Raw genomic sequence first — 22301 nt, 5'->3', positions numbered from 1 at the left:
ATGAATATTTCAGCTTACATTCTAGAATATCTGAAACAATTTGGTTCTGTTACAGTTCCAGCGTTTGGCGTGTTTTCTCTGGAGAACTCGAAAGCGATTATTAACTCTGAAAACGGAAGTATACTTCCTCCCTCCAGTCAGATAGCCTTTGCGTCAGATTATGAGGTGGAATCAGAAGAACTGGTATCCTTTATAAGTAGTCAAAAACAAATTTCAATTGAGTCTGCACAGAATGAATTGCAAATTCAGACTGATTTCTGGAAGAAAAAACTCCAGGCGGATCAGATTTTGGAAATTCAGAATCTGGGAACAATTTTTATTGAAGATGGTGAGGCCCATTTCAAAGGAAAAAGACTGGAGTCCAACCATCCTGAATATTATGGCCTGGAAGAGATCAGGCTTTCGGATATTAATAGTGCACAGAAGCCTTTGGTTTCAGAAAATAAAGAGAGCGATTATAAATTTAATAAATCTATTCTTTGGATCTTTCTGTTCATTATTCCTGTTTTAGGAATTTTGTATGTAGCATTCTCACAGCAGGAACTATTGTTTGGGAAAAAATCATTCGATAGTGTTTCTGTACAGACAAAAACAAGAAGAATAGTAAAAGATACGGTAAAGATTAAAAAAGATTCTGTTCAGATGAAAACTTTAGATTCCCTGAAAAAAGATTCTTTACCAAAGCAGATTGAAAAAGGAGCAAACCTTAAAAACACTCAAAACAACACTAAGGCAACATGGCAAAAAAAATAAAAAAAGCGTCGGAATCCCTGACGATTATGACTAATATTGTTCTTCCCAATGAAACAAATTCTTTAAGAAACCTTTTTGGTGGAGAGCTTTTGGCAAAAATGGATCGTTGTGCCTCAATTTCGGCTGCAAGACATTGTGAAAGAAGAGTAGTGACAGCATCCGTAAACCATGTTTCTTTCAATCATCCTATTCCTGAAGGTGGAGTCGTTGTTCTGGAATCAAAGGTTTCAAGGGCATTTTCTACTTCCATGGAGGTGTATGTTGATGTTTGGTTGGATGATCCCATCAATCAAAAGAAAATGCATACCAATGCAGGTATTTATACGTTTGTTGCAGTGGATGAATTTAATCGTCCGATTCCTATTCCTGAAATGGTTCCTGAAACAGAAGAAGAAAAAGAAAGGTTTGCTGCTGCTTTTCGTAGAAAAGAACTTTCATTGATTCTTTCCGGTAGAATGAAACCTCTGGAATCGGTGGAGCTTAAAAAGCTTTTCCAGGAACCGAAATAAATACGAGTAGACAAGTGGTTGGTACAAACTTCACCACTGATTTTTGCCAACATATGATCAAAAATTATGAAAGCAGGTATTTCTGAGAATGAAATATCCGGAATTGCATACACAGTGATTCTAATTGGTGTTATTGGTTAATAAAATTTGTGTCATCAGTGTTTAAATATTATGAAAATCCTTCTTTTAGATAAAAATCATCCCCTTATCACGGAACAGCTTCTCGCAAAAAATTTTATCCTGGAAGAAGACTTTACGTCTTCTTATGATGAGGTTTGTAAAAAAATTCATCATTATGACGGTGTGATTATAAGAAGCAGGATTCCTTTGGATAAGCACTTCCTTGAAAAAGGGAAAAAGCTGAAGTTCATTGCAAGAGTAGGAGCAGGAATGGAGAATATTGATATTCCCGCCGCTGAAAAGTTGGGAATTCAGCTGATTAACTCCCCGGAAGGAAACAGGGACTCCGTGGCAGAGCATGTTGTAGGAATGTTGCTGATTCTTATGAATCGCCTGTTTATAGCTTCCCAGGAAGTGAAAAACGGAATTTGGCTGCGCGAAGAAAACAGAGGTGATGAATTGCTAGGGAAAACTGTTGGGCTGATTGGTTATGGAAATATGGGCAAGGCGACTGCGAAAAGACTTTCCGGTTTTGGCTGTACTGTGATTTTCCATGATATTTTACCTGGTCTTTCTGATGAATATGCTACACAAGTTTCTTTAAAAGATCTGAAGGAAAGGGCTGAAGTTTTAAGCTTACATATTCCTTTGACCGACGAATCTTATTATCTGATCGATGGACCATTCATTTCCGATATGAAAAATGATTTCTATTTTGTAAATACGGCAAGAGGGAAAAATATTGAAACGAAAAGTTTAGTTGAGGCTTTAAGAGCTGGGAAAGTAAAAGGGGCATGTCTTGACGTACTAGAGTTTGAGAAATCTTCTTTTGAAAACTTAGAGGCAGGGGAAAATGAAGACCTGCAATATCTGCTGGAATCAGAAAAAGTAATTGTAACACCACACATAGCGGGATGGACGCATCAAAGCAAAGAAAAATTGGCCCAGGTTATTGTGGATAAGATTGTCGCTAAGTTCGCTGGTTAAGAGTAAAACAATAATAAAAAAGTGCTATCAATTGATAGCACTTTTTTATTATTAATATACTGTAAAAAGAATAAAACTGACAAATATCATAGGCTGTATTATGTCCATGGCTACACGATTTTTTACAGATTTTTCACAATGGCTTTTCAAATAGCTGTATAATTAGTGACCTCCTTGAAAAAAATAACTACATTAGCGAATGTTAATTTAAGTTTCTGATAATCAGTTAGTTGAATTTAAATAATTTATTTTTATTATGCTATTCTAACTTAAATTATTAATTGAATTGAGTCATTTTGTTTAATAATTACAGCGAATTAACCAAAATACAAATTATGAAAAAGTTATTTTTACCGATGGTATTAGTCTTATTTTCTCTCAATTTTTGCACTGTTGAGAGTAATGATACCATATCAAATCAAGAAACAAGTGCGATACAATCGAATTATCAGGGAAAGTGGATTGTTAAAGAGTATTCGATACCAAGGCTGGGAGAACAATTTTTACCAGCTGATGGTAAGGGCTGGTATATTCAGTTTAATGAAGATCAGACATTTTCAACTTCTGCACCTAAAGGAACATTTTCCGGAACTTACGAATTTAGAGATGGCACCTTTCACTGTACGACAAGTGAAGGAGTTGTGTCTAAATTAGTTATTAAAGGGACAGATGGAAATAAAGTGATCATAGATAATCTTTCTGGTACAGGAGTTAAATTCTGTACTTTTAAGGTGCTGAAAGAATAATAAGATTGTTAAGGGCTACTCATTTTTCAGTGATATTGCCCGTGATAAAAATATCAAAGAACACAAACTATTTACTTTAAAAATGGCTCAATTAAGAATAAACTGTGTAATGCAGTTTATTTTTTTTAACGATACTGTTAAATAATTCATAATTCGTATTGAGGAGTCAATATTTATTTTGAGTTTTATTAAATTGCCGCTCATTTTTGATACTCATGAAGAAGCATAATTTTGTCCTTTTTTTAGCTGCTTTTGCATTTTTGTTTTCCTGTAAGAATAAATCCGAAACTAAAGAAGCTGTAGCAGAAAATACTACTAACCTACCCAACTACGGAAATGTGGACCTGAGCAAGGTTTTTACAAAAGCAGATGATCAATTGCCTAATAAAGCTTCTCTGGTACAATATATTGATCAGTATTATAAAAAAGTATGGGATGCCGGTGACTTAAGTGGTGGAATACTTGTTGCTAAAGGAGATGACATTCTATATGAAAATTACAGAGGTTTTGGAAGAGAAGGGAATCAAATGCCTATTGATAAAAATACACCTCTTCATGTTGCTTCTGTTTCAAAGACGATGACGGCGATGGCGATGATGAAGTTAATTGAGGCTGGAAAAATAAAATTGTCTGATCATTTAACACAATATTTCCCGGGATTTCCTTATCCGAATGTAACCGTTCAGAACTTGTTATCGCAGAGAAGCGGCCTGCCCAAATACGAATATTTTATTACTAAAATTCAACCGGTTCCCGTTGAGCTTTCCAAAACATTCATGACCAATCAGGATGTATTGAATATGATCATCAAATATAAACCTGAACTGGCAAGAGACACAGATACTGGTTTTATGTATTGCAATACAAATTTTGCTTTATTGGCATTGCTGATTGAGAAGATTACAAAAACTCCGTTTCCTCAGGCGATGAAGGAAATGGTATTTGATCCTCTTAAAATGAAAAATACCTATATCTTCCAGGAAAAAGATATACCTACCGCTGCACAGTCCTTTTATTACGGGCGAGGTAAGTTATATCCTTTGGACAGACTTGACCTTATTTACGGAGACAAGAATGTATATACTACTCCAAGGGATCTTTTTAATTTTTCAAAAGCAATGTTTTCCAAGGATTTCTTAAAGCCGGAACTTATGCAGATGGTTTTTACACCTTACAGTAATGAAAAAGCCGGAATGAATAATTACGGATTAGGTTTCCGGATGAAGATTTTTGATAACGGAGAGAAGCTTACCTATCACAACGGATGGTGGCATGGAACGAATTCTGTTTTTGCTCATTTGTTAAATTCAAAGGTGACCATTGTTGCCATTGGAAACAAATATTCCAACAGGGTGTATACAGCATTGGCATTATCCGGATTATTTGAAGATTTTCCTGTGCAAAAAGATAAACTGCATAGTGTCATGAACGATAATCAGGATTCTTTAAAAAATGGACATGAAGTTTTTGGAGAATAATGTTTACTTTTGCTTAAACATATTCATGAAAAGACTTTTTTTACTATTCATTATTGGCTTTCTTGTACAGTCCTGTGCAAGAGTAGGTTCTCCGGTAGGAGGTCCTAAAGATACGCTGGCTCCAAAGTTTTTAAGCTCAAATATAGATACAACCAGAGTAAATGTTCGAAGAGATATTAAAGAACTTCGTATCGATTTTGATGAATATGTAACGCTGAAAGATATCAACAAAAATTTAATTATCTCTCCGCCTATTAAAAAAATCAAGCGGATCTTACCTTCGAATATTGCCAATAAATATCTTTTGATCCAGTGGGAAGATACCTTACAGGCCAATACCACTTATAATTTTAATTTTGGAAATTCTATAGTAGATAATAATGAGTCTAACACACTTCGTTATTTCAACTTTGCTTTTTCTACGGGTGAGAAACTGGATGATCTTTATATCAGTGGTGATGTAAGAGATGCAATATCCTTTAAAAAGGAAACAAGCACAGAAAATAAAATGGTTGTAGGTTTATACAAGGTTCAGGATACCATGAATTATAAACAAAAACCTTACTATATCACAAAGGTAGATGACGATGGCTATTATGAGCTTAATTATTTGTCGCCGGGGAAATACAAGATCATTGCCTTTGAAGATGAAAATGGTAATTCCATGTATGATCCCGGAAAAGAAAAAGTAGGATTCCAGAAAGAGCCTATCGACTTTGAAAAATCCATTTCGGGATTGAACTTAAAAGTATATCCATCGAGAAAACCATTGAAGTATGTAGAGATGAAGGAAACACCGGGAGGTATCACAATGACGTTTGAAGGAAAGCCGGATAATGTAAAGGTTCTTTCTATTAATGATAAACTTCAGGATATAAAAGTAACCCACAGACCTAAATCGGATTCTGTAAAGATATGGTTTGATGCGGTGAAAAGCAATGTAGGACAGACGACTACTGAAAATTTGAAGTTTAGTTATGATGCTGATAATAAAAAGGATACGGTTTCTGTCTTTTATAAATACAATGCGAAAAACGGAATGACCCTTGACAACAATGACGGATCTCTTTTACCTCCTAAAACAGATTTCAGGATTACTTCCAATTACGTCATTGATAAAATAAATACGGATAAATGGGTATTGAAAAGTGATAGTTTAACGACTCAGAACTTCACGGCAAAAATTTCCGAAACCAATCCGTATCAGATCCTGATTCAATCCGATTTTGTTCCGGGAAAAAAATATCAGCTGGTTGTTCCTAAAACAACTGTTCTGTCATTCTATGATAAAAACCCAACATCAAAACGGTTTGACTTTGAGGCAGATAAGGTAGAGAACTACGGCAGCCTTGCATTCAAGCTCCAAAATGCCCCCGCTTCGAATTATTGGCTTCAGCTATTGGATACATCTGAAAAAGTGGTTTACCAGAAATATACAAAGGGGGACGCTGTTAAATTCGATATTCTGAAACCCGGAGATTATGTTGTAAGGGTTCTGGTTGACAACAATGATAATAAATATTGGGATGAAGCAGACTTTCAGAACGACGTGTTTGCGGAAGACTCTTATATTTTCTATAAAGCTGTTGTTGTAAGACCTTTATGGGACAGCAATGAAGAATGGGATTTAAAGGATACAAGAGTGCTGGATACAAAAGGATTAAATATTCCTAAACCGGTTGTTGAAAAGCCTGTTGAAAAGGATAATCCTGCACTTAAGTCCGGTAATTCCGTATTGCAACCTGTGAGATAGAGAACGTATGAAAACGATAAAGAAGATTGTATTCTGGAGCCTGGTTGTTTTTGCACTCATTCAGTTTATCCCTATAGACAGGACCAATATGCCCGTTGATCATAAGGTAAATTTTGTAGATGCAAAACAAACACCCGAAAAGATCACTAAACTTATAAAAGGAGCTTGCTATGACTGTCATTCCAACGAAACGGTATATCCTAAGTATTCTTATATAGCGCCTATATCATGGTCTATAAAAAGCCATGTTAATGATGGAAGAGAGCATCTGAACTTTTCGATCTGGCAAACTTACAATTCAGATTTGAAGATAAGTATGCTTAACAGTATTATTCCAACACTTCAAAGCAGGACAATGCCGATGCCCGGATATATTGTGTATCATAAGGAGGCTAATTTATCCGAAGCAGAGCGAAAACTGCTGATCAATTATTTCGAGGAAATGCTGAAATCAAAAACTTACTGATACGCTGGTTTGTAGCGTCGTAAAATAATAATAGCAGAGCTTTGGCCCTGCTATCAATATTTTAAATTGTGTAATTATAGATTGTTTAAATATTGCTTAAAAAATATTTTCTGAGAATCAAAAGCAATATCCTCCAGTTTAATATCTTTTAGTGGAATCCACTGTGCTTCCGATATTTCGGATAATTCAATGTTAACTTCGAATTTTTTATCCACGCGGTATTCATAAAACAAATCGATCGTATTGTAGTCGATCTCTTTATATTGATAGATATTAGGTAGGCTGGTAAGGTATTTTAAATTTGAAATATCGATATTCAGCTGTAGCTCTTCAAAAAGTTCTCTTTTACAGGTTTCTTCTGCACTTTCTTTCGGGTCAACAAAACCACCTGCTAGGTCCAGCTTTCCTTTTTTAGGATCCCGGTTTCTTCTTGTCAGGTAAATTTCATCACCATATCTTATAACAACAGCCACAGCTCCTGCTACATTGTTATATAAAGTGAAATTGCATAGAGGGCAGCTCCATTTTTTTTCGCCATCCCAGTGTAGAGATTCTTTGCCACAGTTTGGACAATATTTCAATAATTTCATTAAGCAATATTAATATTTCGGGGATGGTAATTTAAAATGACATCCCGTAGTTCTTCGGTTTTTAAATGAGTATAAATTTCAGTTGTCGTAATGCTTGAATGACCAAGCATTTCCTGAATATATCTTAAGTCAGCTCCGTTTTGTAGTAAATGTGTAGCAAATGAATGTCTGAAGGTATGTGGGGATATTTTTTTACTTACACCGGCTTTATCCGTGAGTTCTTTAATAATAAGAAATACAATCACTCTGGACATGGAAGTTCCTCTGCTGTTCAGGAATAATGAATCTTCATATTTCTTGTTGATCTTGTTTTTAGAACGCACCTCTTTGATGTAACTGTTCAATAATTCAGCGGTGTAATCAGCCAAAGGAACGAAACGGGTTTTATTTCCCTTCCCGTTCACCTTAATGTAATTTTCTTTAAAATTAATGTTTGAAATTTTCAGATCAATAAGTTCTGATACCCGAAGTCCACAACCATAAAGTACTTCTACAATACACTGATTTCTTCTTCCCAGATCCGAGTTCACTTCAATGGCTCCGATAATCTTGTTGATATCCATAAGGCTTAGTGTGTCGGGAAGGTATAATCCCAATTTAGGGCCTTCAAGCAATGCTGCCGGATTATCCTCACGGGCTTCATCCTCCAGAAGGAACTTGAAAAAAGCCTTGATAGAAGATATCCATCTGGCCTGCGACCGCTCACTGAATTTTTGTTTGGAAAGATTGAAGATATACTCCTGTAAATTATCGTATCCGATCACATCCGGTCCGATATTGTCGAGGTCTTCCTCAGCGTACTCCTTTAGTTTTTTAATGTCTCTAACATAAGCGTCTAGAGTGTTTTCTGAAAAATTTCTTTCGAAACGAAGAAAGATTTCAAAATCTTTAATTTTTTCATCCCAAGTCATTTGTGTTATTTTTTTAGTTCACAATCAGAAATTTGTTCTATTTCAATATTATGGTTTTTAAGGAATGATATCCCATCGTCATCCGAATACTCATTGATATATACCAGTCTTGCAATCCCAGCCTGTAAAATTAGCTTGCTGCACTCTTTACATGGAGAAAGCGTTAAATACAGCGTTGCTCCTTTTGCAGATTGGGTAGAAGCAGCTAATTTTAATATAGCATTTGCTTCTGCATGTAATACGTACCAATGTGTTTTTCCCTCTGCATCTTCACAACAATTCTCGAATCCCGAAGGAGTTCCGTTATAACCATCTGAAATAATCATCCTATCTTTTACGATAAGAGCTCCTACTTGTTTTCTTTTACAGTAGGAAAGTTTTGCCCATTCCTGAGCCATTTTTAGATAAGCTTTATCAAACTTATTCATACCGCAGCATTGTTTTTTTCGAAATAATTTGTAAAAATAATCTTAGAAGTTAGGTTTTCTTTTTTCCAGAAAAGCACTTACTCCCTCTTGTTTATCAGCTAGTTCAAAAAGCTCGCCAAAATACTTAATCTCAGTATCAAAGCCTTTATCCGTATCCGATAAATTCACTGCATGAATAGCCTTGGAAATTGCCATGGGTGAATTGAAGGCAATAACGTTTGCTAGTTCCTTTGTTTTGGTTAATAAGTCTTCAATAGGATATACTTCGTTCACCAATCCGATTTCTTTGGCTCTTTGAGCGGGAATCATTTTAGCTGAGAAGATCATTTCGTTGGCAATACCTTTTCCGACAAGCTTAGGAAGCCTTTGCGTTCCTCCGTAACCAGGAATCAGTCCTAAGGTTACTTCCGGAAGTCCTAATTTAGCATTTTCCGAAGCATATCTGATATGGCATGCCATAGCAAGCTCTAAACCTCCACCTAAAGCAAAGCCATTGACTGCTGCAATGACTGGTTTAGAGAGATTTTCTATTTTATTAAAAAGAGAATTTTGACCGTTTTTTGCCAATTCTTCAGCCTTTTCCTGTCCGAAATCACTGAATTCTTTGATGTCTGCTCCTGCAACGAAAGATTTCTCACCACTTCCTGTAAGAATAATCACCCTGCAAGACTTGTCCAAATCCAGGTCGTCTAAAGCTGAACTTATTTCCTGGATGGTTTTAGCGTTTAGTGCATTGAGACTTTCAGGTCTGTTTATTGTAATAATAGCTAATTTATCTTCTTTTTTTAATAATATATTTTCGTAACTCATTTTTCCACTTTAAATACTAACCCTTGCAAATTATCATTTTTTTACAAAAAAAAGGAAAAAAAGTTGATATTTTTTCCTTTTTTGTTGAAATATTATTTTGTTTGCTTATTTGATGTGATTCATCATATTGCTATCGATATTGATATTTAGCTGTGATGCTACTTTCATGCCAAGTTCAATATTCGCTCTGAAAAAATGACACAGCTGACGATTTATGATTTCATCTCTCTTTGGTCCGTCAATCCCCTTCATGCTTCCCACAATATTATGGACAAGGCGTTCCCGGTCTTCAGTATTCATTGCTTTTGTATAAAGCAGCCCGGGTTGTGTATAATGATCATCATCATTTTCATTTCTGTTGTAGAAAGCTACATGAGCGCTATCAAGTTCATAATCATAACCTTTATAAGAAGGATCCGGCTTGATGTCATCAAAGCTGTTAGGATGGTAGTTAGGCTTATCAGCATATTCACTGGAGTCAGCCATAAAACCATCTCTCTGGTAATTGTTGGTAGCAAAAGGGCAACGGTTCACTTCCAGCTGATGAGCATTTACTCCTACTCTGTATCTGTGAGCATCGGGATATGAGAATAATCTTCCCTGAAGCATTTTATCCGGAGAAAAACTAATTCCATTGATCAGATTGCTAGGGGAAAATGTGGATTGTTCTACATGTGCAAAATAATTAACAGGTACTTCATTCAGTTCCATTTCTCCAACCTCAATTAGAGGGAAGTCATTCTGGAACCAAACCTTGGTTACATCAAAAGGATTCCATCTGAAATCTTTTGCCTGCTCTTCAGTCATTACCTGGATGTATAAGGTCCATTTCGGGAAATCACCATTTTCTATAGCATTACAAAGATCTTCCTGCGCAAAGTCTGGATTTTCACCAGCCATCTTTACGGCTTCCTCATTGTTGAAGTTTTTAATTCCCTGTTTTGTTTTGAAATGGAATTTTACCCAAACTCTTTCATTGTTTGCATTAATCATAGAGAAGGTATGGGATCCGAATCCGTGCATATGCCTGTAACCATGAGGCGTACCTCTGTCGGACATTAAGATCAGAACCTGGTGAAGGGATTCAGGATTCAGGCTCCAAAAATCCCACATCATTGTGGCACTCTTTAAATTTGTTTTCGGCACTCTTTTTTGAGTATGAATAAAATCAGGGAATTTTTTGGCATCTTTAATAAAAAACACAGGAGTATTATTACCTACAAGATCCCAGTTTCCATCTTCAGTGTAAAATTTTAATGCAAAACCTCTCGGGTCTCTTGCGGTATCCGCGCTTCCTTTCTCACCACCTACGGTAGAAAACCTTGCAAACATTCTGCAGGAGTTTCCCACCTTCGAAAATAATTTTGCTTTGGTATATTTACTAATATCGTGTGTTACGGTGAATGTTCCATAAGCGCCGCTTCCTTTTGCATGAACAATTCTTTCGGGAATTCTTTCTCTTACGAAATGGGCAAGGTTTTCCTGAAGAATAAAGTCCTGCAATAGGACAGGACCTCTGGGACCTACCGTCTGAGAATCCTGATGCTCAAAGTACGGAGCACCGCTGCTTAATGTTAATTTTTTAGAATCCATATAGTTAAGATTTGATTTATTTGTTGTGTTTTTGGATGTAAGAATTATCAAATTTACTTGAATTTTTAATTGCTTATAGCAAAAACATCATATCTTTGTAATAGATAATATTAATCAGATGAACATTCAGCAATTGGAGTATCTTATCGCTGTAGATAAGTACAAACATTTTGGGAAAGCAGCTCAAGCATGCTTCATTACGCAGCCTACACTAAGTGCGATGATACAGAAATTTGAGGATGAACTGGATGTAAAGGTGTTCGACAGGACTACGCACCCGATCCGTACCACTGATGTAGGGCTTCAGATTATTGATCAGGCGAAGGTGATTATAGAATCTGTCAATGAGCTGAGAAATAAAGCAAACCTGCTTAATAACATTTTAGGAGGAACAATTAACCTGGGAATTATTCCTACAGTATCTTCCTTTATTTTACCTACAGAAATTTTCAAATTCCTTGATGAGAATCCGAAAATTCAGATGAACGTGAAGGAAATGACAACAGACAGTATTATCAAAGCTTTAAAGGCTGGGGAACTGGATGCTGGAATTATTTCGACTCCGTATGATACGGCGGATGAATTCTATCAGGATTTTCTGTTCAATGAAGAGCTGATGATCTACAGTTCCGATACACAAGCTAATAAAAAGAATTCCTATATTATTCCTGAGGAGCTTAATGTTGAAAAAGTATGGCTTCTGGAAGAAGGGAACTGTTTGAGAAATCAGTTTGAAAACATTTGTCATCTGAAAGAAAATACACTCAAGCCAAAAAATCTTGACTTCCTTGCTTCCAACATCCAGACGCTGGTTCATATGGTTGATAAGGTAGGAGGAATAAGTATTCTGCCGGAATTGGCTTTAAGCCAGCTTTCTGAAGAACAGAAAGGTAAAGTTTTCAGATTTAAGAAGCCTTTCCCTTACAGGGAAATAAGCATCATTTATTACAAACCGACTTTCAAACAAAAGATTATTGACGAATTGTCTTCTTCAATCCAGTCTTCTTTAAAAGAAAGACTTAATTATAATGAAAGTCCAAAAGATTTCGTAAGCATAAAACCACAATAGTTTTTTATACTCAATCGGGATAAATCGCTTGTTTCAAGAAATTTATAATTATTTCTTAAAAGTTTTGGCTATTGAAAAATAGTCCTTAACTTTGCCCCTGTTTACAAACGAGGAAAAATTTGACCTGATTGCAACCTCTATAAAAAAAAGCTAAAACAGTATTCTTTTTGAGCTTTCCATGCAATTATTCACGTTATTCCTCATATTTTTAATTTAATAAAACAAAGAATAATATGTCTTATTTATTTACATCTGAATCCGTTTCAGAAGGGCATCCTGATAAAATTGCGGATCAGATTTCTGACGCTTTGATTGATCATTTTCTAGCATACGATAAATCCTCAAAAGTAGCGTGTGAAACACTTGTTACTACCGGACAGGTAGTATTGGCAGGAGAGGTTAAGTCGGATGCTTATCTTGATGTTCAGACCATTGCCAGAGAGGTAATCAATGGAATAGGTTATACAAAAGGAGAGTATATGTTCAATGGAGACTCTTGCGGGGTAATCTCTGCGATCCATGAGCAATCACCGGATATCAATCAGGGGGTTGATAGAAAAGTAGCAGATGGGACTTTTGAAAGCAAGGCTAATGCACAAGGTGCAGGAGACCAGGGAATGATGTTTGGTTATGCTACTAATGAGACCGCTAATTATATGCCTTTGGCACTTGACCTTGCACATACTATTCTAAAAGAGCTTTCTGCAGTAAGAAGAGAAAATAAAGAAATTACTTATTTACGTCCTGATGCGAAAAGCCAGGTTACTATTGAATATTCTGACGATCATAAACCGGTAAGAATTGATTCTATCGTAGTATCTACTCAACATGATGACTTTGGATCCGAAGAAGAAATGTTGAACAAGATCCGTGAGGATATCAAAAATATCCTGATCCCAAGAGTAGTGGCTCAACAGCCGGAGGAAATCAAAGCTTTATTCAACGATCAGATCAAATATCACATCAATCCTACCGGGAAATTTGTAATCGGTGGTCCTCATGGTGATACCGGTCTTACAGGTAGAAAGATCATTGTGGATACATACGGTGGAAAAGGAGCTCACGGAGGTGGGGCATTTTCCGGAAAAGACCCTTCAAAAGTAGACAGAAGTGCTGCTTACGCAACAAGGCATATTGCTAAAAACCTTGTAGCTGCAGGTGTTGCAGATGAAGTATTGGTGCAGGTTTCTTATGCAATTGGTGTTGCTGAGCCTTGTGGTCTGTATATCAACACATATGGGACTTCAAAAGTAGATCTTCATGATGGGGAAATTGCGAAGAAAGTTTCTGCAATTTTCGATCTGAGACCTTACGCAATTGAAGAAAATCTGAAATTAAGAAACCCTATTTATCAGGAAACAGCTTCTTACGGGCATATGGGTAAAGAACACTACATTGCTGATAAAACGTTTAATAAAGGTCATAAAAATGAGCTTACGCTTAAAGACCTGGAATTCTTCACCTGGGAGAAATTAGACAAAGTAGAAGAGATTAAAACAGCATTTGGTATTTAATTTTTTCTTTGAGATATTTATACTGCTTTATCTTTAACAAGATAAGGCAGTTTTTTTTTAATTTTACACCTTAAATAAATAAAAAGATGATGAATTTCCGATGGGTAATAACGGTTGTATCCGTATTTTTTTTATCCACCTACGCAAGTGCACAATATACCATGCACAAAATGATTAGTGTTGGATATACATATCAAAACCAAAGCTTCGGAGAATTGGGTGGAAAATTACTTTTCCTTAAGAATGACGATGTTATTTACAGATTAGGAGCTTCCGCATTAATGGGTTCCACTAATTCTAAATTTGCCATCATGCCCAAAATTCAGGCAGATGTCTTGCTTAATTTTGAAAAAAATGTAGATTTTTATCACTCTTATTATTTTTTAGCAGGAGTTGAAGGGACCAATAAATATATTGCACCCAAAGTAGGGGTTACTTTATTCGGGCTGCTGGATTTGACTGCAGGGTATGCTTTTCCCTTTGGAGACGCTGAATTGAACGGAAAACAGCTAAAAGGAGTGAATGTAAATTTTACATTAAATATCCCAACTGTCTTCATTCATGATATGTTTAAGTGATTTTTTTTAAAAATTTTTTCTAAATATTAATAATAGGTTAACAGTTATTAAAATTTTATTATATTTACATCCATAAATAAACGAACTGCTTATTGATTGGACTTTACTCTGAAAAACTGTTTTGTATTTACAGCTAAAACCAGATAAAATATCTGGAAGAAAAACTGTCGGCAAATATATATTATATTGAGAAGAAAGTCATGAAATCAAAATCGGATTGCGTATTAATTTCCCTTTACCAAAAAGGAGACGAAGGAGCTTTATCAACTCTTATTCATCGTCATCAGAGAGAATTGTTTACATTCATTTTTTACAAAATTAATGATGAAGACCTAGCTAATGATGTTTTCCAGGATACATTCATGAAAATCATCGTGATGTTGAAAGAAGGACGTTATAACGAAGAAGGAAAATTTATTCTTTGGGCTAAAAGAATTGCCTATAATCTTATTATTGACCATTTCAGATTGAAATCGAAAAATATCAAGGTTTCGGAAACAACTTTTGAAACTGACGAATATTCTATTTTCGATTTAATCAGAGAGCCTTCAGAAAATATTGAAGATCAATTAGTGACTAATCAGATTCAGGAAGATTTATTGCGAATGCTGCAATACCTGCCTCAGAATCAGCAAGAGGTTATTAAGTTAAGATTTTTTGATGGGTTGAGCTTTAAAGAGATTGCAGATCACACGGAAATGAGCATTAACACTACATTGGGACGTGTAAGGTATGCGCTGATCAACCTGAGAAAAATCATGGAAGAGAATAATATTATCCTTACCAGATAATAATTATAAAAAATTCCCGTTTTAAGGATAAACATGTTTCGCCTATGAAAAAAAATGATTCCTTAAAAGTGAAAACTTTGAAACCAAAAAAACAAACTGTTGATTTTCTACTCAACTTTTCAAAAAATCTTGGAATAGTAAAAATCAAAGATAAAAATTATTCGATCTCTAAAAATTAAAGTATTAATTTTGTGCTGTATGAAAATTCAGCACATTTTTTTTGACCTGGACAATACGCTTTGGGATCATCGCAAGAACGCTTACCTTACCATCAGGGATCTTTTCGAAAAGCAGGAAATAACACTCAAATACAATATAGATTTCGAGGAATTTCATGAAGTGTATCATGAAATCAATGAGAGCTTATGGGAAAAAATCAGAGACGGCATAATAGGTAAAGAATATTTAAGAAAACACCGTTTTCTTAATACTTTTAAACATTTTGGAGTTGAAGATGAGCAGTTGTCAGATTATTTTGAAGAACACTTTCTGGATAAAATTCTTAATCACAATGAACTGGTAGAGGGAGCTTTGTATGTTCTTGATTATCTAAAATCAAAAGAATATACAATGCACATTATTTCCAATGGCTTTAAGGAAGTCACGGAAAGAAAATGTATACTTTCAGGGATTGATCATTATTTTAATACGATCACCAGTGCTGATGCAGTGGGGGTGAGGAAACCTAATCCTGAAATTTTTGAGTATTCTTTAGGTCGTGCACACGCGAATAAGGAAGAAAGTATCTTGATAGGGGATGATTGGATTGCAGATGCGGTAGGAGCCATGAATTTTGGAATGGATGTTATTTTCTTTGATGTCCTGAACGAAAACCGGACAGAAGAAAATGTAAAGACCATTAAGCATCTTCTTCAAATCAAAGAATATCTTTAAAATTTGCTGCTTACATTTTTCCTAATTCTTTCCTAAATTAATATAGAATTTTGCTTCATAATAAATGAATAAAATTTTATATTATGAAAAGTTTAAAGAAAATCACCAGCTTACTAACCTTTATCTTAGTTTTATCAGCAGGTTTCATATTTGCACAGGATAGAGCAATCAGTCCCAATCAATTACCTGTTACTGCAAAGAAGTTTCTGGCAGGAAATTTTAAAGGTATTGCAGTAGGTTCCGTTATAGAGGACCGTGAAATATATGGAGTAGACGAATACAAAGTATACCTTTCCAACGGTGTGAAAATAGAGTTTGACAGCCAGGGAAACTGGAAGGAAGTGGATGGTAAGCATCAGAAGCTCCCGTATGGCTTTATTCCTGCAGGTATAAGAAATTATGTGGTTAAAAGCTTTCCAAACACTTCGATTATAAAAATTGAAAAAGAAAGATGGTCTTATAAAGCTGAACTATCCAATGGCGTTGACCTGAAATTCGACAAAAATGGGAATTTTAGTAAGATTGATGACTAATACTATATTAAATTTTTATGTTATGGTAAATTGGAATATAATCAACAAAGAAAGCCGAAGAAATATACTTACTTTTCTTACTATATACCATCCATGTATGATCATTGAATCGGTAAAAGATATAAAGAATAAATACAAAATCCATGTGCTGAATGGGCAAACGCTTAGTTTTCATGTGGATGGTAGTTCTATCACAAATAATTTTTAATCTTGATAAATTATAGCCTCCCGGGAACAGGAGGTTATAATTTTATATATTTGATCAGAAAGTCAGAATAATACTTACTATGAAAATTTTACTTGTTGAAGATGAGGCGGAATTAAGAAATACTGTGCAAAGCTTTCTTGAAGCACAGCACTTTATAGTAGAGTCCGCTTCTGACTATAGTTCAGGTTTGGATAAAATCATTTCATATGAATATGACTGTATTCTCCTGGATATTATGCTGCCAGACGGAAGTGGGATGGATCTTCTTAAAGAAATTAAAAGTATGCACAAAAAAGATCCTGTAATCATCCTTTCTGCAAAAGATTCTGTCGACGATAAAGTAAGCGGATTGGAAATAGGGGCAGATGATTACCTTGCCAAGCCTTTTCACCTGGCAGAATTGATGGCCCGGATTAAATCGGTCATCAGAAGGAAAAATCAGGATGGAGAGAATATAATCACTTATAAAAACATCTTTGTGGATCCTGACAACAGAAAAGTAAAGATAGGTAATGAAGAATTGATCCTTAACCGTAAGGAGTATGATCTTTTGTATTATTTCGTGATACATCCTGAAAAAACATTACAAAAAACAATGCTTGCAGAAGCAATCTGGGGCGATTATATTGATCAGGCGGATAGCCTGGATTTTATTTATTCACAGATAAAAAACCTTCGTAAAAAGCTCAAAGCGTTAGGCGCTGAAGCTGATTTTCAGGCGGTTTACGGAATAGGATATAAATTTGTATGATGAAAGTTTCTCTGAAATATTATACCATAAAATACCTGATAACCATTCTGCTATTGATCATTGCAGTGTGGGCGGCATTATTTTACGCCTATATTCTGGACGAAGTGTATGATAATGTGGATGATGGATTGAAAAACAGAAAAATACAGATTATTAAGGCAGTATATCTGGATGAGCACTTGTTAAAGAATAATGAGTTTGGTTTTAATGAATTTAAGATCAATCCTATTTCTGCAGCAGAGCATCAGGAAAAGAACAAGCTTTTTAATAAGATGTATTACATGGAATACGATGATGAAGAGCAGCCTTACAGAGTTCTTGAGACAGATTTTATAGACCAGTTTGGAAAGTATCAGAAATTGACTATCCGAACGTCCACGGTAGAAGAAGATGAGCTGGTATATGACCTTACAACAGCTCTGATTGTTTTGTATCTGTTATTGGTAATAAGCATTATCGGGATCAACGGATTTTTACTTCACAAAGCGATGAAGCCTTTTTACCGTATTCTGGATAAGCTCAGAAAATATCAGTTTGGGATTTCTTCTGATAAAGAGTCTCCAAACTATTCCATCAAAGAGTTTGAAGAGCTGGATAGAGAGATCAACGAAATGATTGATCGTAACGAGCTCGCCTTTAATCAACAAAAACAGTTTATTGAAAATGCATCTCACGAATTGCAAACACCTTTGGCAATTGCAATCAATAAAATAGATCTGGCAATACAGAATGATCAGTTTGATGAAAAGGATATGAATTTCTTTACTGACATCAAAAATGATATGGGAAGGATGGCAAGCCTGAATAAATCGCTGCTTATGCTGTCTAAAATTGAGAACAATCAGTTCAGTACGTTGTCCCATGTAAATTTTACTGCGATGATTAAAGATCTGGTCAGTAGCTATGAAGATTTTATAGAATACAAAGAGATTAAAGTAAACCTGTTGGACAAAGAAATATTTGAAACTATCTTCAGCCCTGACTTAGCCAATATTTTACTTTCCAACTTACTTAAAAATGCAGTCAGGTATAACCATCAAAATGGGATTTTAAATATTATTACCGAAAAGGACAGGATGATTTTTCAGAATACCGGATCAATGAATCCTCTGGATGGAAAGAAAATCTTCAACAGGTTTTATAAGCAAGGCACGGATAGCAGCTCTACCGGATTGGGACTTTCTATCATTAAAACCATAATAAAACAATATCCCGGATGGGATATTGTTTATGATTTTGAAGACGGAATGCATAGCTTCATTCTATCAAAGAATAAAAGTTAGCTACCTATATATTAAACTCCTAGACTTTCCCTTACACGTTTAATGGTTTCCACTGCAATCACTCTTGTTTTTGCAGCGCCTTCCTGAAGTTTTGCTTCCAATTCATCCAGGTGGGTCATATAGTACGTAAATGTTTCTCTTTCCTTCTGGAAACGGGTGGTAATCAGGTTTAAAAGTTCTGTTTTTGCATGTCCGTATCCGAAGTTTCCTGCAAGATATTTTGCTCTTAGCTCCTCTGTCTGTTCAGGAGTTGCAATCAATTGATAGATTGCAAATACTTTGTCGGTTTCAGGATCTTTCGGCTCCTCCAATGATTTGGAATCTGTCTCAATGCTCATCACCTGTTTTTTCAGTTCTTTATCCGGTAAGAAAATATTAATAATATTTCCCATGGATTTAGACATTTTGCGACCATCTGTTCCAGGGACATATTTTGTATTTTCCTGAAGTTCGGCCTGAGGAAGTACCAGTACCTCTCCCATCTGATTATTAAACCTTGAGGCTACATCCCGGGCAATTTCCAAATGCTGAAGCTGATCCTTTCCTACTGGAACTATTTCTGCATCGTACAATAAAATATCTGCAGCCATTAAAATAGGATAAGTAAAAAGACCGGCATTCACATCCTGAAGCCTGTCTGCTTTATCCTTAAATGAATGCGCCAGGGTTAATCTCTGATAAGGAAAAAAACATGATAAATGCCAAGATAGTTCACAGGTTTCAGGGATATCACTCTGTCTGTAAAAAAATGTTTTTTCAGTATCCAGCCCACAAGCAAGCCAAGCCGCAGCAATCTCGTAGGTGTTTTGTTTCAGCTCTTTTGCATCCTTTATCTGAGTTAATGAATGCAGATTAGCGATGAATAAAAATGATTCATTTCCTTCCTGTTTCGATAGTTCAACAGCAGGAATAATAGCACCCAATAAGTTTCCAAGGTGCGGTGTTCCGGTGGCTTGAATGCCGGTAAGAATTCTTGACATTTTGTTTTATTATTTATAAAAATTAACGAACCACAAATTTACGAGGTTTGGCGGGAATAATAATTAAAAGATTAAAAGATTAAAAGATTAAAAGATTAAAAGATTAAAAGATTAAAAGATTAAAAGATTAAAAGATTAAAAGATTAAAAGATTTTTGGATAAATCTCGGGAATTTTTTACAAAAAAGAAGGATCAATAGGAGCGGACTTTAGTCCGCTTTCAAAAAAAATGATCATCCATAGGGCTTTAGTCCAAAGTTAAAATTAATTTAAAATAAAAATATGCTCAATCCTCAAAATCTGGGGACACAAAAACTATGGAATCACAATCTTTTCCCCACCGAATTTCGGTTGTACCCCAAATAAAAGATCCCAGTATACTTTGGTTTTAGCAAAATACTCCCTTAGATTGGTCTTTAAACCCGCATATTTATTCACATCATTTGCATTATAACCATAGGCTTCGATTCCGTTTTTACGGGCTAAAAATACGGCTCTTTCATTGTGGAACTTTTGGGAAATGATGATGAATCTGGTTTGTCCAAAAATCTCTTTAGCTCTGATTACAGAATCTAGTGTTCTAAAACCTGCGTGATCCAGAATTATTTTATCCTGGGGAATTCCGTATTTCATTAAAGCAAGCTGCATATCCTCAGGCTCATTATAGTCCGCAGTACTGTTATCTCCACTTACAATAATGTATTGTATCTTACCACTTTTATAGAGATCTATAGCGGATTGTATTCTGTTGTAGAAGTATGCATTAGGCATACCGCTGTTTAGTGTTTTACTTGTTCCAAGGAGGATTGCTGTTTTGGTCGAAGGTAATACTGATAAGTTATCTGAAATGTATGGGGCACTTTGTTTTTTGATATTATAGTTGGCAAAGGCAATAAAAATAATTCCTGCTACGAGAAGAAGCAGGAAAATTTTAAGAGTATTTTTAATCAGTTTTTTCATCTGTATTATTTTCTAAAATTCCAGTCCGTTGGGAAAGGCCTTTTTTCTGAAAATCAATAATAATATGGCTCCTACAGTAATGGCAGAATCCGCGACATTAAAGATATATTTGAAAAATTCAATGTGCTTTCCACCAATAAGAGGGAAGCTTTCCGGTACATTCCAGTCTACCAGTGGGAAGTGAAGCATATCCACTACACAGCCTCTCATGAAAGACGAATATCCCTGTCCTGCAGAAGCTATTTTCGAAATACCTCCGTATCCGATCCAGCGGTCGATGCTAGGATCATAAACGGTGCCGCTATCGAAAATTAACCCGTAAAACATTCCGTCGATAAGATTACCGATGGCTCCTGCAAAAATTACAGCCATTGGAATGATAAGATAATTGGAAGCTCCCTGCTGAAGCCATTTTTTGAACATATAAATCATCCCTCCGATCAGGAATATTCTTAGAATAACTAAAAAATATTTACCTATAACACCTCCAAAGTGAAGCCCATAAGCCATTCCTGGATTCTCTACGAAAGTAAGCTTGAAACCCGGAAGAACGGAAACGCTATCATCAAGGTTGAAATGAGTTTTTATATATATTTTTGAAGCCTGGTCGATTAACAATACCAAAAATGTAATAGCTAATATCTTTTTCATTACTGTCCTTTAGGTTTTGAGGATTTTGCAGCTGGTTTTACATTTTTATTATCGCTTGCTTTCTTGATCACTTTTTGTCCGTTAAATGAACTTTTAACATGAGCCTTTTCAAATTTAATGTTCATTTCCTTCAGAACACTTTTCAGTGCACTCAGCTCCATAGGATTTTTGGGATGTACTATTATAGATTCCATTGTTCTGGATTTAGATTTTTACTTCTTAGATAATTCGTCAAGTCTTTTTCTGTCTTTTGGAGAAAGATCATTGATGCCGTTTTTGCCCATCTTACCTAAAAGTTTGTCAATTTCTTTTTCCCTTTCGCGTTTATCGGAATTAAACTGATCATCGATTGTATAGTTTTTGTGCTGATCAGGAAAGAATTTGTTTTTAATCCTTTCCCTGTTGAAAAACCATAAAACCACAATAAGGATCAACCCTAAAATTAAATATTCGCTCATGGATATAAATTAAAAATTAGGTTTATAAAGTATTACTGCTAATACAATATAAACCCAAATTTATTTTACAAACCTTACGGTTATTTCTGCATATTTTTCGCTTCGATGCTTAAGGTAGCATGAGGAACTGCCAATAATCTTTCTTTTGGAATCAGTTTCCCTGTTACTCTGCAAACACCATACGTTTTATTTTCTATTCTGATTAAAGCGTTCTTAAGATCACGAACAAATTTTTCCTGTCTTCCTGCTAAGATCGAGTTTTGTTCCTTACTAAGAGTTTCAGCTCCTTCTTCAAACGCTTTGAATGTAGGCGATGTGTCATCAGTCCCATTATTCTGGTCATTGATAAAGCTTTCTCTTATCAGTTGTAAATCTTTTTCTGCTTTTTCTATTTTTTCTTTAATGATCGCTTTAAACTCTTGTAAATCAGAATCATTATATCTTACTCTTTCGTCTGACATGTTCTTTTCTCTTTTTTAATAAAATTA

Annotated in this window: 26 protein-coding genes; 15 read left to right on the top strand and 11 right to left on the bottom strand. The window is 35.2% G+C overall.

Annotated features, from left to right (window positions below; all coding sequences use genetic code 11):
- The 7 genes from PFY10_12015 (at position 1) to PFY10_11985 (ending at position 6812) form a co-directional block, all read left to right on the top strand.
- Entirely contained in the window at positions 1 to 753 is a 753-nt protein-coding gene (locus PFY10_12015; protein ID WBV54961.1) for a hypothetical protein, read from the top strand.
- Positions 738 to 1262 (top strand): acyl-CoA thioesterase, encoded by a 525-nt coding sequence (locus tag PFY10_12010; GenBank protein WBV54960.1) that lies wholly within the window; start codon positions 738 to 740, stop codon positions 1260 to 1262. The genes PFY10_12015 and PFY10_12010 overlap by 16 nt, the downstream gene beginning before the upstream one ends.
- Before the next feature lie 171 nt (positions 1263 to 1433).
- Positions 1434 to 2369: a 2-hydroxyacid dehydrogenase gene (locus tag PFY10_12005; protein WBV54959.1), complete on the top strand. Its 936-nt coding sequence runs from the start codon at positions 1434 to 1436 to the stop codon at positions 2367 to 2369.
- A 335-nt stretch (positions 2370 to 2704) separates the two neighbouring features.
- Positions 2705 to 3115: a hypothetical protein gene (locus tag PFY10_12000; protein ID WBV54958.1), complete on the top strand. Its 411-nt coding sequence runs from the start codon at positions 2705 to 2707 to the stop codon at positions 3113 to 3115.
- Positions 3116 to 3330: 215 nt separating this feature from the next.
- A complete protein-coding gene (locus tag PFY10_11995; protein WBV54957.1) occupies positions 3331 to 4593 on the top strand; it encodes a serine hydrolase in 1263 nt (420 codons plus the stop codon).
- 25 nt (positions 4594 to 4618) lie between these two features.
- Positions 4619 to 6346: an Ig-like domain-containing protein gene (locus PFY10_11990; GenBank protein ID WBV54956.1), complete on the top strand. Its 1728-nt coding sequence runs from the start codon at positions 4619 to 4621 to the stop codon at positions 6344 to 6346.
- 7 nt (positions 6347 to 6353) lie between these two features.
- Positions 6354 to 6812: a heme-binding domain-containing protein gene (locus PFY10_11985; GenBank protein WBV54955.1), complete on the top strand. Its 459-nt coding sequence runs from the start codon at positions 6354 to 6356 to the stop codon at positions 6810 to 6812.
- Between the two features lie 74 nt (positions 6813 to 6886).
- Here PFY10_11985 and PFY10_11980 read toward each other — a convergent pair whose 3' ends face one another.
- The 5 genes from PFY10_11980 to PFY10_11960 form a co-directional block, all read right to left on the bottom strand.
- Positions 6887 to 7402 (bottom strand): NUDIX domain-containing protein, encoded by a 516-nt coding sequence (locus tag PFY10_11980; GenBank protein WBV54954.1) that lies wholly within the window; start codon positions 7400 to 7402, stop codon positions 6887 to 6889.
- Positions 7402 to 8313 carry a site-specific tyrosine recombinase XerD gene (gene xerD, locus PFY10_11975; protein WBV54953.1) on the bottom strand — a complete coding sequence of 304 codons (912 nt, stop codon included), beginning with the start codon at positions 8311 to 8313 and terminating at the stop codon, positions 7402 to 7404. Before xerD ends, PFY10_11980 begins: the two co-directional genes overlap by 1 nt.
- Before the next feature lie 5 nt (positions 8314 to 8318).
- Positions 8319 to 8741, bottom strand: coding sequence for a dCMP deaminase family protein (locus tag PFY10_11970; GenBank protein WBV54952.1), 423 nt, complete (start codon positions 8739 to 8741; stop codon positions 8319 to 8321).
- A gap of 42 nt (positions 8742 to 8783) precedes the next feature.
- Positions 8784 to 9551 (bottom strand): enoyl-CoA hydratase-related protein, encoded by a 768-nt coding sequence (locus PFY10_11965; protein ID WBV54951.1) that lies wholly within the window; start codon positions 9549 to 9551, stop codon positions 8784 to 8786.
- 105 nt (positions 9552 to 9656) lie between these two features.
- Positions 9657 to 11144, bottom strand: a complete 1488-nt coding sequence (locus tag PFY10_11960) for a catalase (GenBank protein ID WBV54950.1) — start codon at positions 11142 to 11144, stop codon at positions 9657 to 9659.
- Between the two features lie 118 nt (positions 11145 to 11262).
- On the opposite strand from PFY10_11960, the gene PFY10_11955 reads away from it, so the two are divergent.
- From PFY10_11955 to PFY10_11920, 8 genes are all read left to right on the top strand, one after another.
- Positions 11263 to 12213 (top strand): LysR substrate-binding domain-containing protein, encoded by a 951-nt coding sequence (locus PFY10_11955; protein WBV54949.1) that lies wholly within the window; start codon positions 11263 to 11265, stop codon positions 12211 to 12213.
- A 233-nt stretch (positions 12214 to 12446) separates the two neighbouring features.
- A complete protein-coding gene (gene metK, locus PFY10_11950; GenBank protein ID WBV54948.1) occupies positions 12447 to 13727 on the top strand; it encodes a methionine adenosyltransferase in 1281 nt (426 codons plus the stop codon).
- A gap of 89 nt (positions 13728 to 13816) precedes the next feature.
- Positions 13817 to 14305: a hypothetical protein gene (locus PFY10_11945; GenBank protein WBV58939.1), complete on the top strand. Its 489-nt coding sequence runs from the start codon at positions 13817 to 13819 to the stop codon at positions 14303 to 14305.
- 200 nt (positions 14306 to 14505) lie between these two features.
- On the top strand, positions 14506 to 15096 hold the full coding sequence (locus tag PFY10_11940) for a sigma-70 family RNA polymerase sigma factor (GenBank protein ID WBV54947.1): 591 nt from the start codon (positions 14506 to 14508) through the stop codon (positions 15094 to 15096).
- A gap of 198 nt (positions 15097 to 15294) precedes the next feature.
- Positions 15295 to 15990 (top strand): YjjG family noncanonical pyrimidine nucleotidase, encoded by a 696-nt coding sequence (locus PFY10_11935; GenBank protein ID WBV54946.1) that lies wholly within the window; start codon positions 15295 to 15297, stop codon positions 15988 to 15990.
- An 83-nt stretch (positions 15991 to 16073) separates the two neighbouring features.
- A complete protein-coding gene (locus tag PFY10_11930; protein ID WBV54945.1) occupies positions 16074 to 16523 on the top strand; it encodes a PepSY-like domain-containing protein in 450 nt (149 codons plus the stop codon).
- Positions 16524 to 16810: 287 nt separating this feature from the next.
- The gene (locus PFY10_11925) at positions 16811 to 17482 is read left to right on the top strand and encodes a response regulator transcription factor (protein WBV54944.1); all 672 of its coding nucleotides are present in this window, start codon (positions 16811 to 16813) and stop codon (positions 17480 to 17482) included.
- Positions 17479 to 18765, top strand: a complete 1287-nt coding sequence (locus PFY10_11920) for a HAMP domain-containing sensor histidine kinase (protein WBV54943.1) — start codon at positions 17479 to 17481, stop codon at positions 18763 to 18765. Before PFY10_11925 ends, PFY10_11920 begins: the two co-directional genes overlap by 4 nt.
- An 11-nt stretch (positions 18766 to 18776) precedes the next feature.
- On the opposite strand, the gene trpS is transcribed toward PFY10_11920, so the two are convergent.
- The 6 genes from trpS to PFY10_11890 all read right to left on the bottom strand — a co-directional run bounded on the left by trpS (position 18777) and on the right by PFY10_11890 (position 22274).
- On the bottom strand, positions 18777 to 19745 hold the full coding sequence (trpS, locus tag PFY10_11915; GenBank protein WBV54942.1) for a tryptophan--tRNA ligase: 969 nt from the start codon (positions 19743 to 19745) through the stop codon (positions 18777 to 18779).
- Between the two features lie 314 nt (positions 19746 to 20059).
- A complete protein-coding gene (locus PFY10_11910) occupies positions 20060 to 20704 on the bottom strand; it encodes a YdcF family protein (GenBank protein ID WBV54941.1) in 645 nt (214 codons plus the stop codon).
- 12 nt (positions 20705 to 20716) lie between these two features.
- Positions 20717 to 21355, bottom strand: a complete 639-nt coding sequence (locus PFY10_11905; protein WBV54940.1) for a lipoprotein signal peptidase — start codon at positions 21353 to 21355, stop codon at positions 20717 to 20719.
- Positions 21355 to 21549 carry a hypothetical protein gene (locus PFY10_11900; protein ID WBV54939.1) on the bottom strand — a complete coding sequence of 65 codons (195 nt, stop codon included), beginning with the start codon at positions 21547 to 21549 and terminating at the stop codon, positions 21355 to 21357. The genes PFY10_11905 and PFY10_11900 overlap by 1 nt, the downstream gene beginning before the upstream one ends.
- An 18-nt stretch (positions 21550 to 21567) precedes the next feature.
- Positions 21568 to 21813, bottom strand: coding sequence for a rhomboid family protein (locus PFY10_11895; GenBank protein ID WBV54938.1), 246 nt, complete (start codon positions 21811 to 21813; stop codon positions 21568 to 21570).
- An 80-nt stretch (positions 21814 to 21893) separates the two neighbouring features.
- A complete protein-coding gene (locus tag PFY10_11890; protein WBV54937.1) occupies positions 21894 to 22274 on the bottom strand; it encodes a TraR/DksA C4-type zinc finger protein in 381 nt (126 codons plus the stop codon).
- Positions 22275 to 22301 lie beyond the last annotated feature (27 nt).

Origin of the sequence: Chryseobacterium daecheongense (assembly GCA_027920525.1) — a bacterium.
GTDB lineage: Bacteria > Bacteroidota > Bacteroidia > Flavobacteriales > Weeksellaceae > Chryseobacterium > Chryseobacterium proteolyticum.
This window is presented reverse-complemented; position numbering and strand designations above follow the sequence as displayed.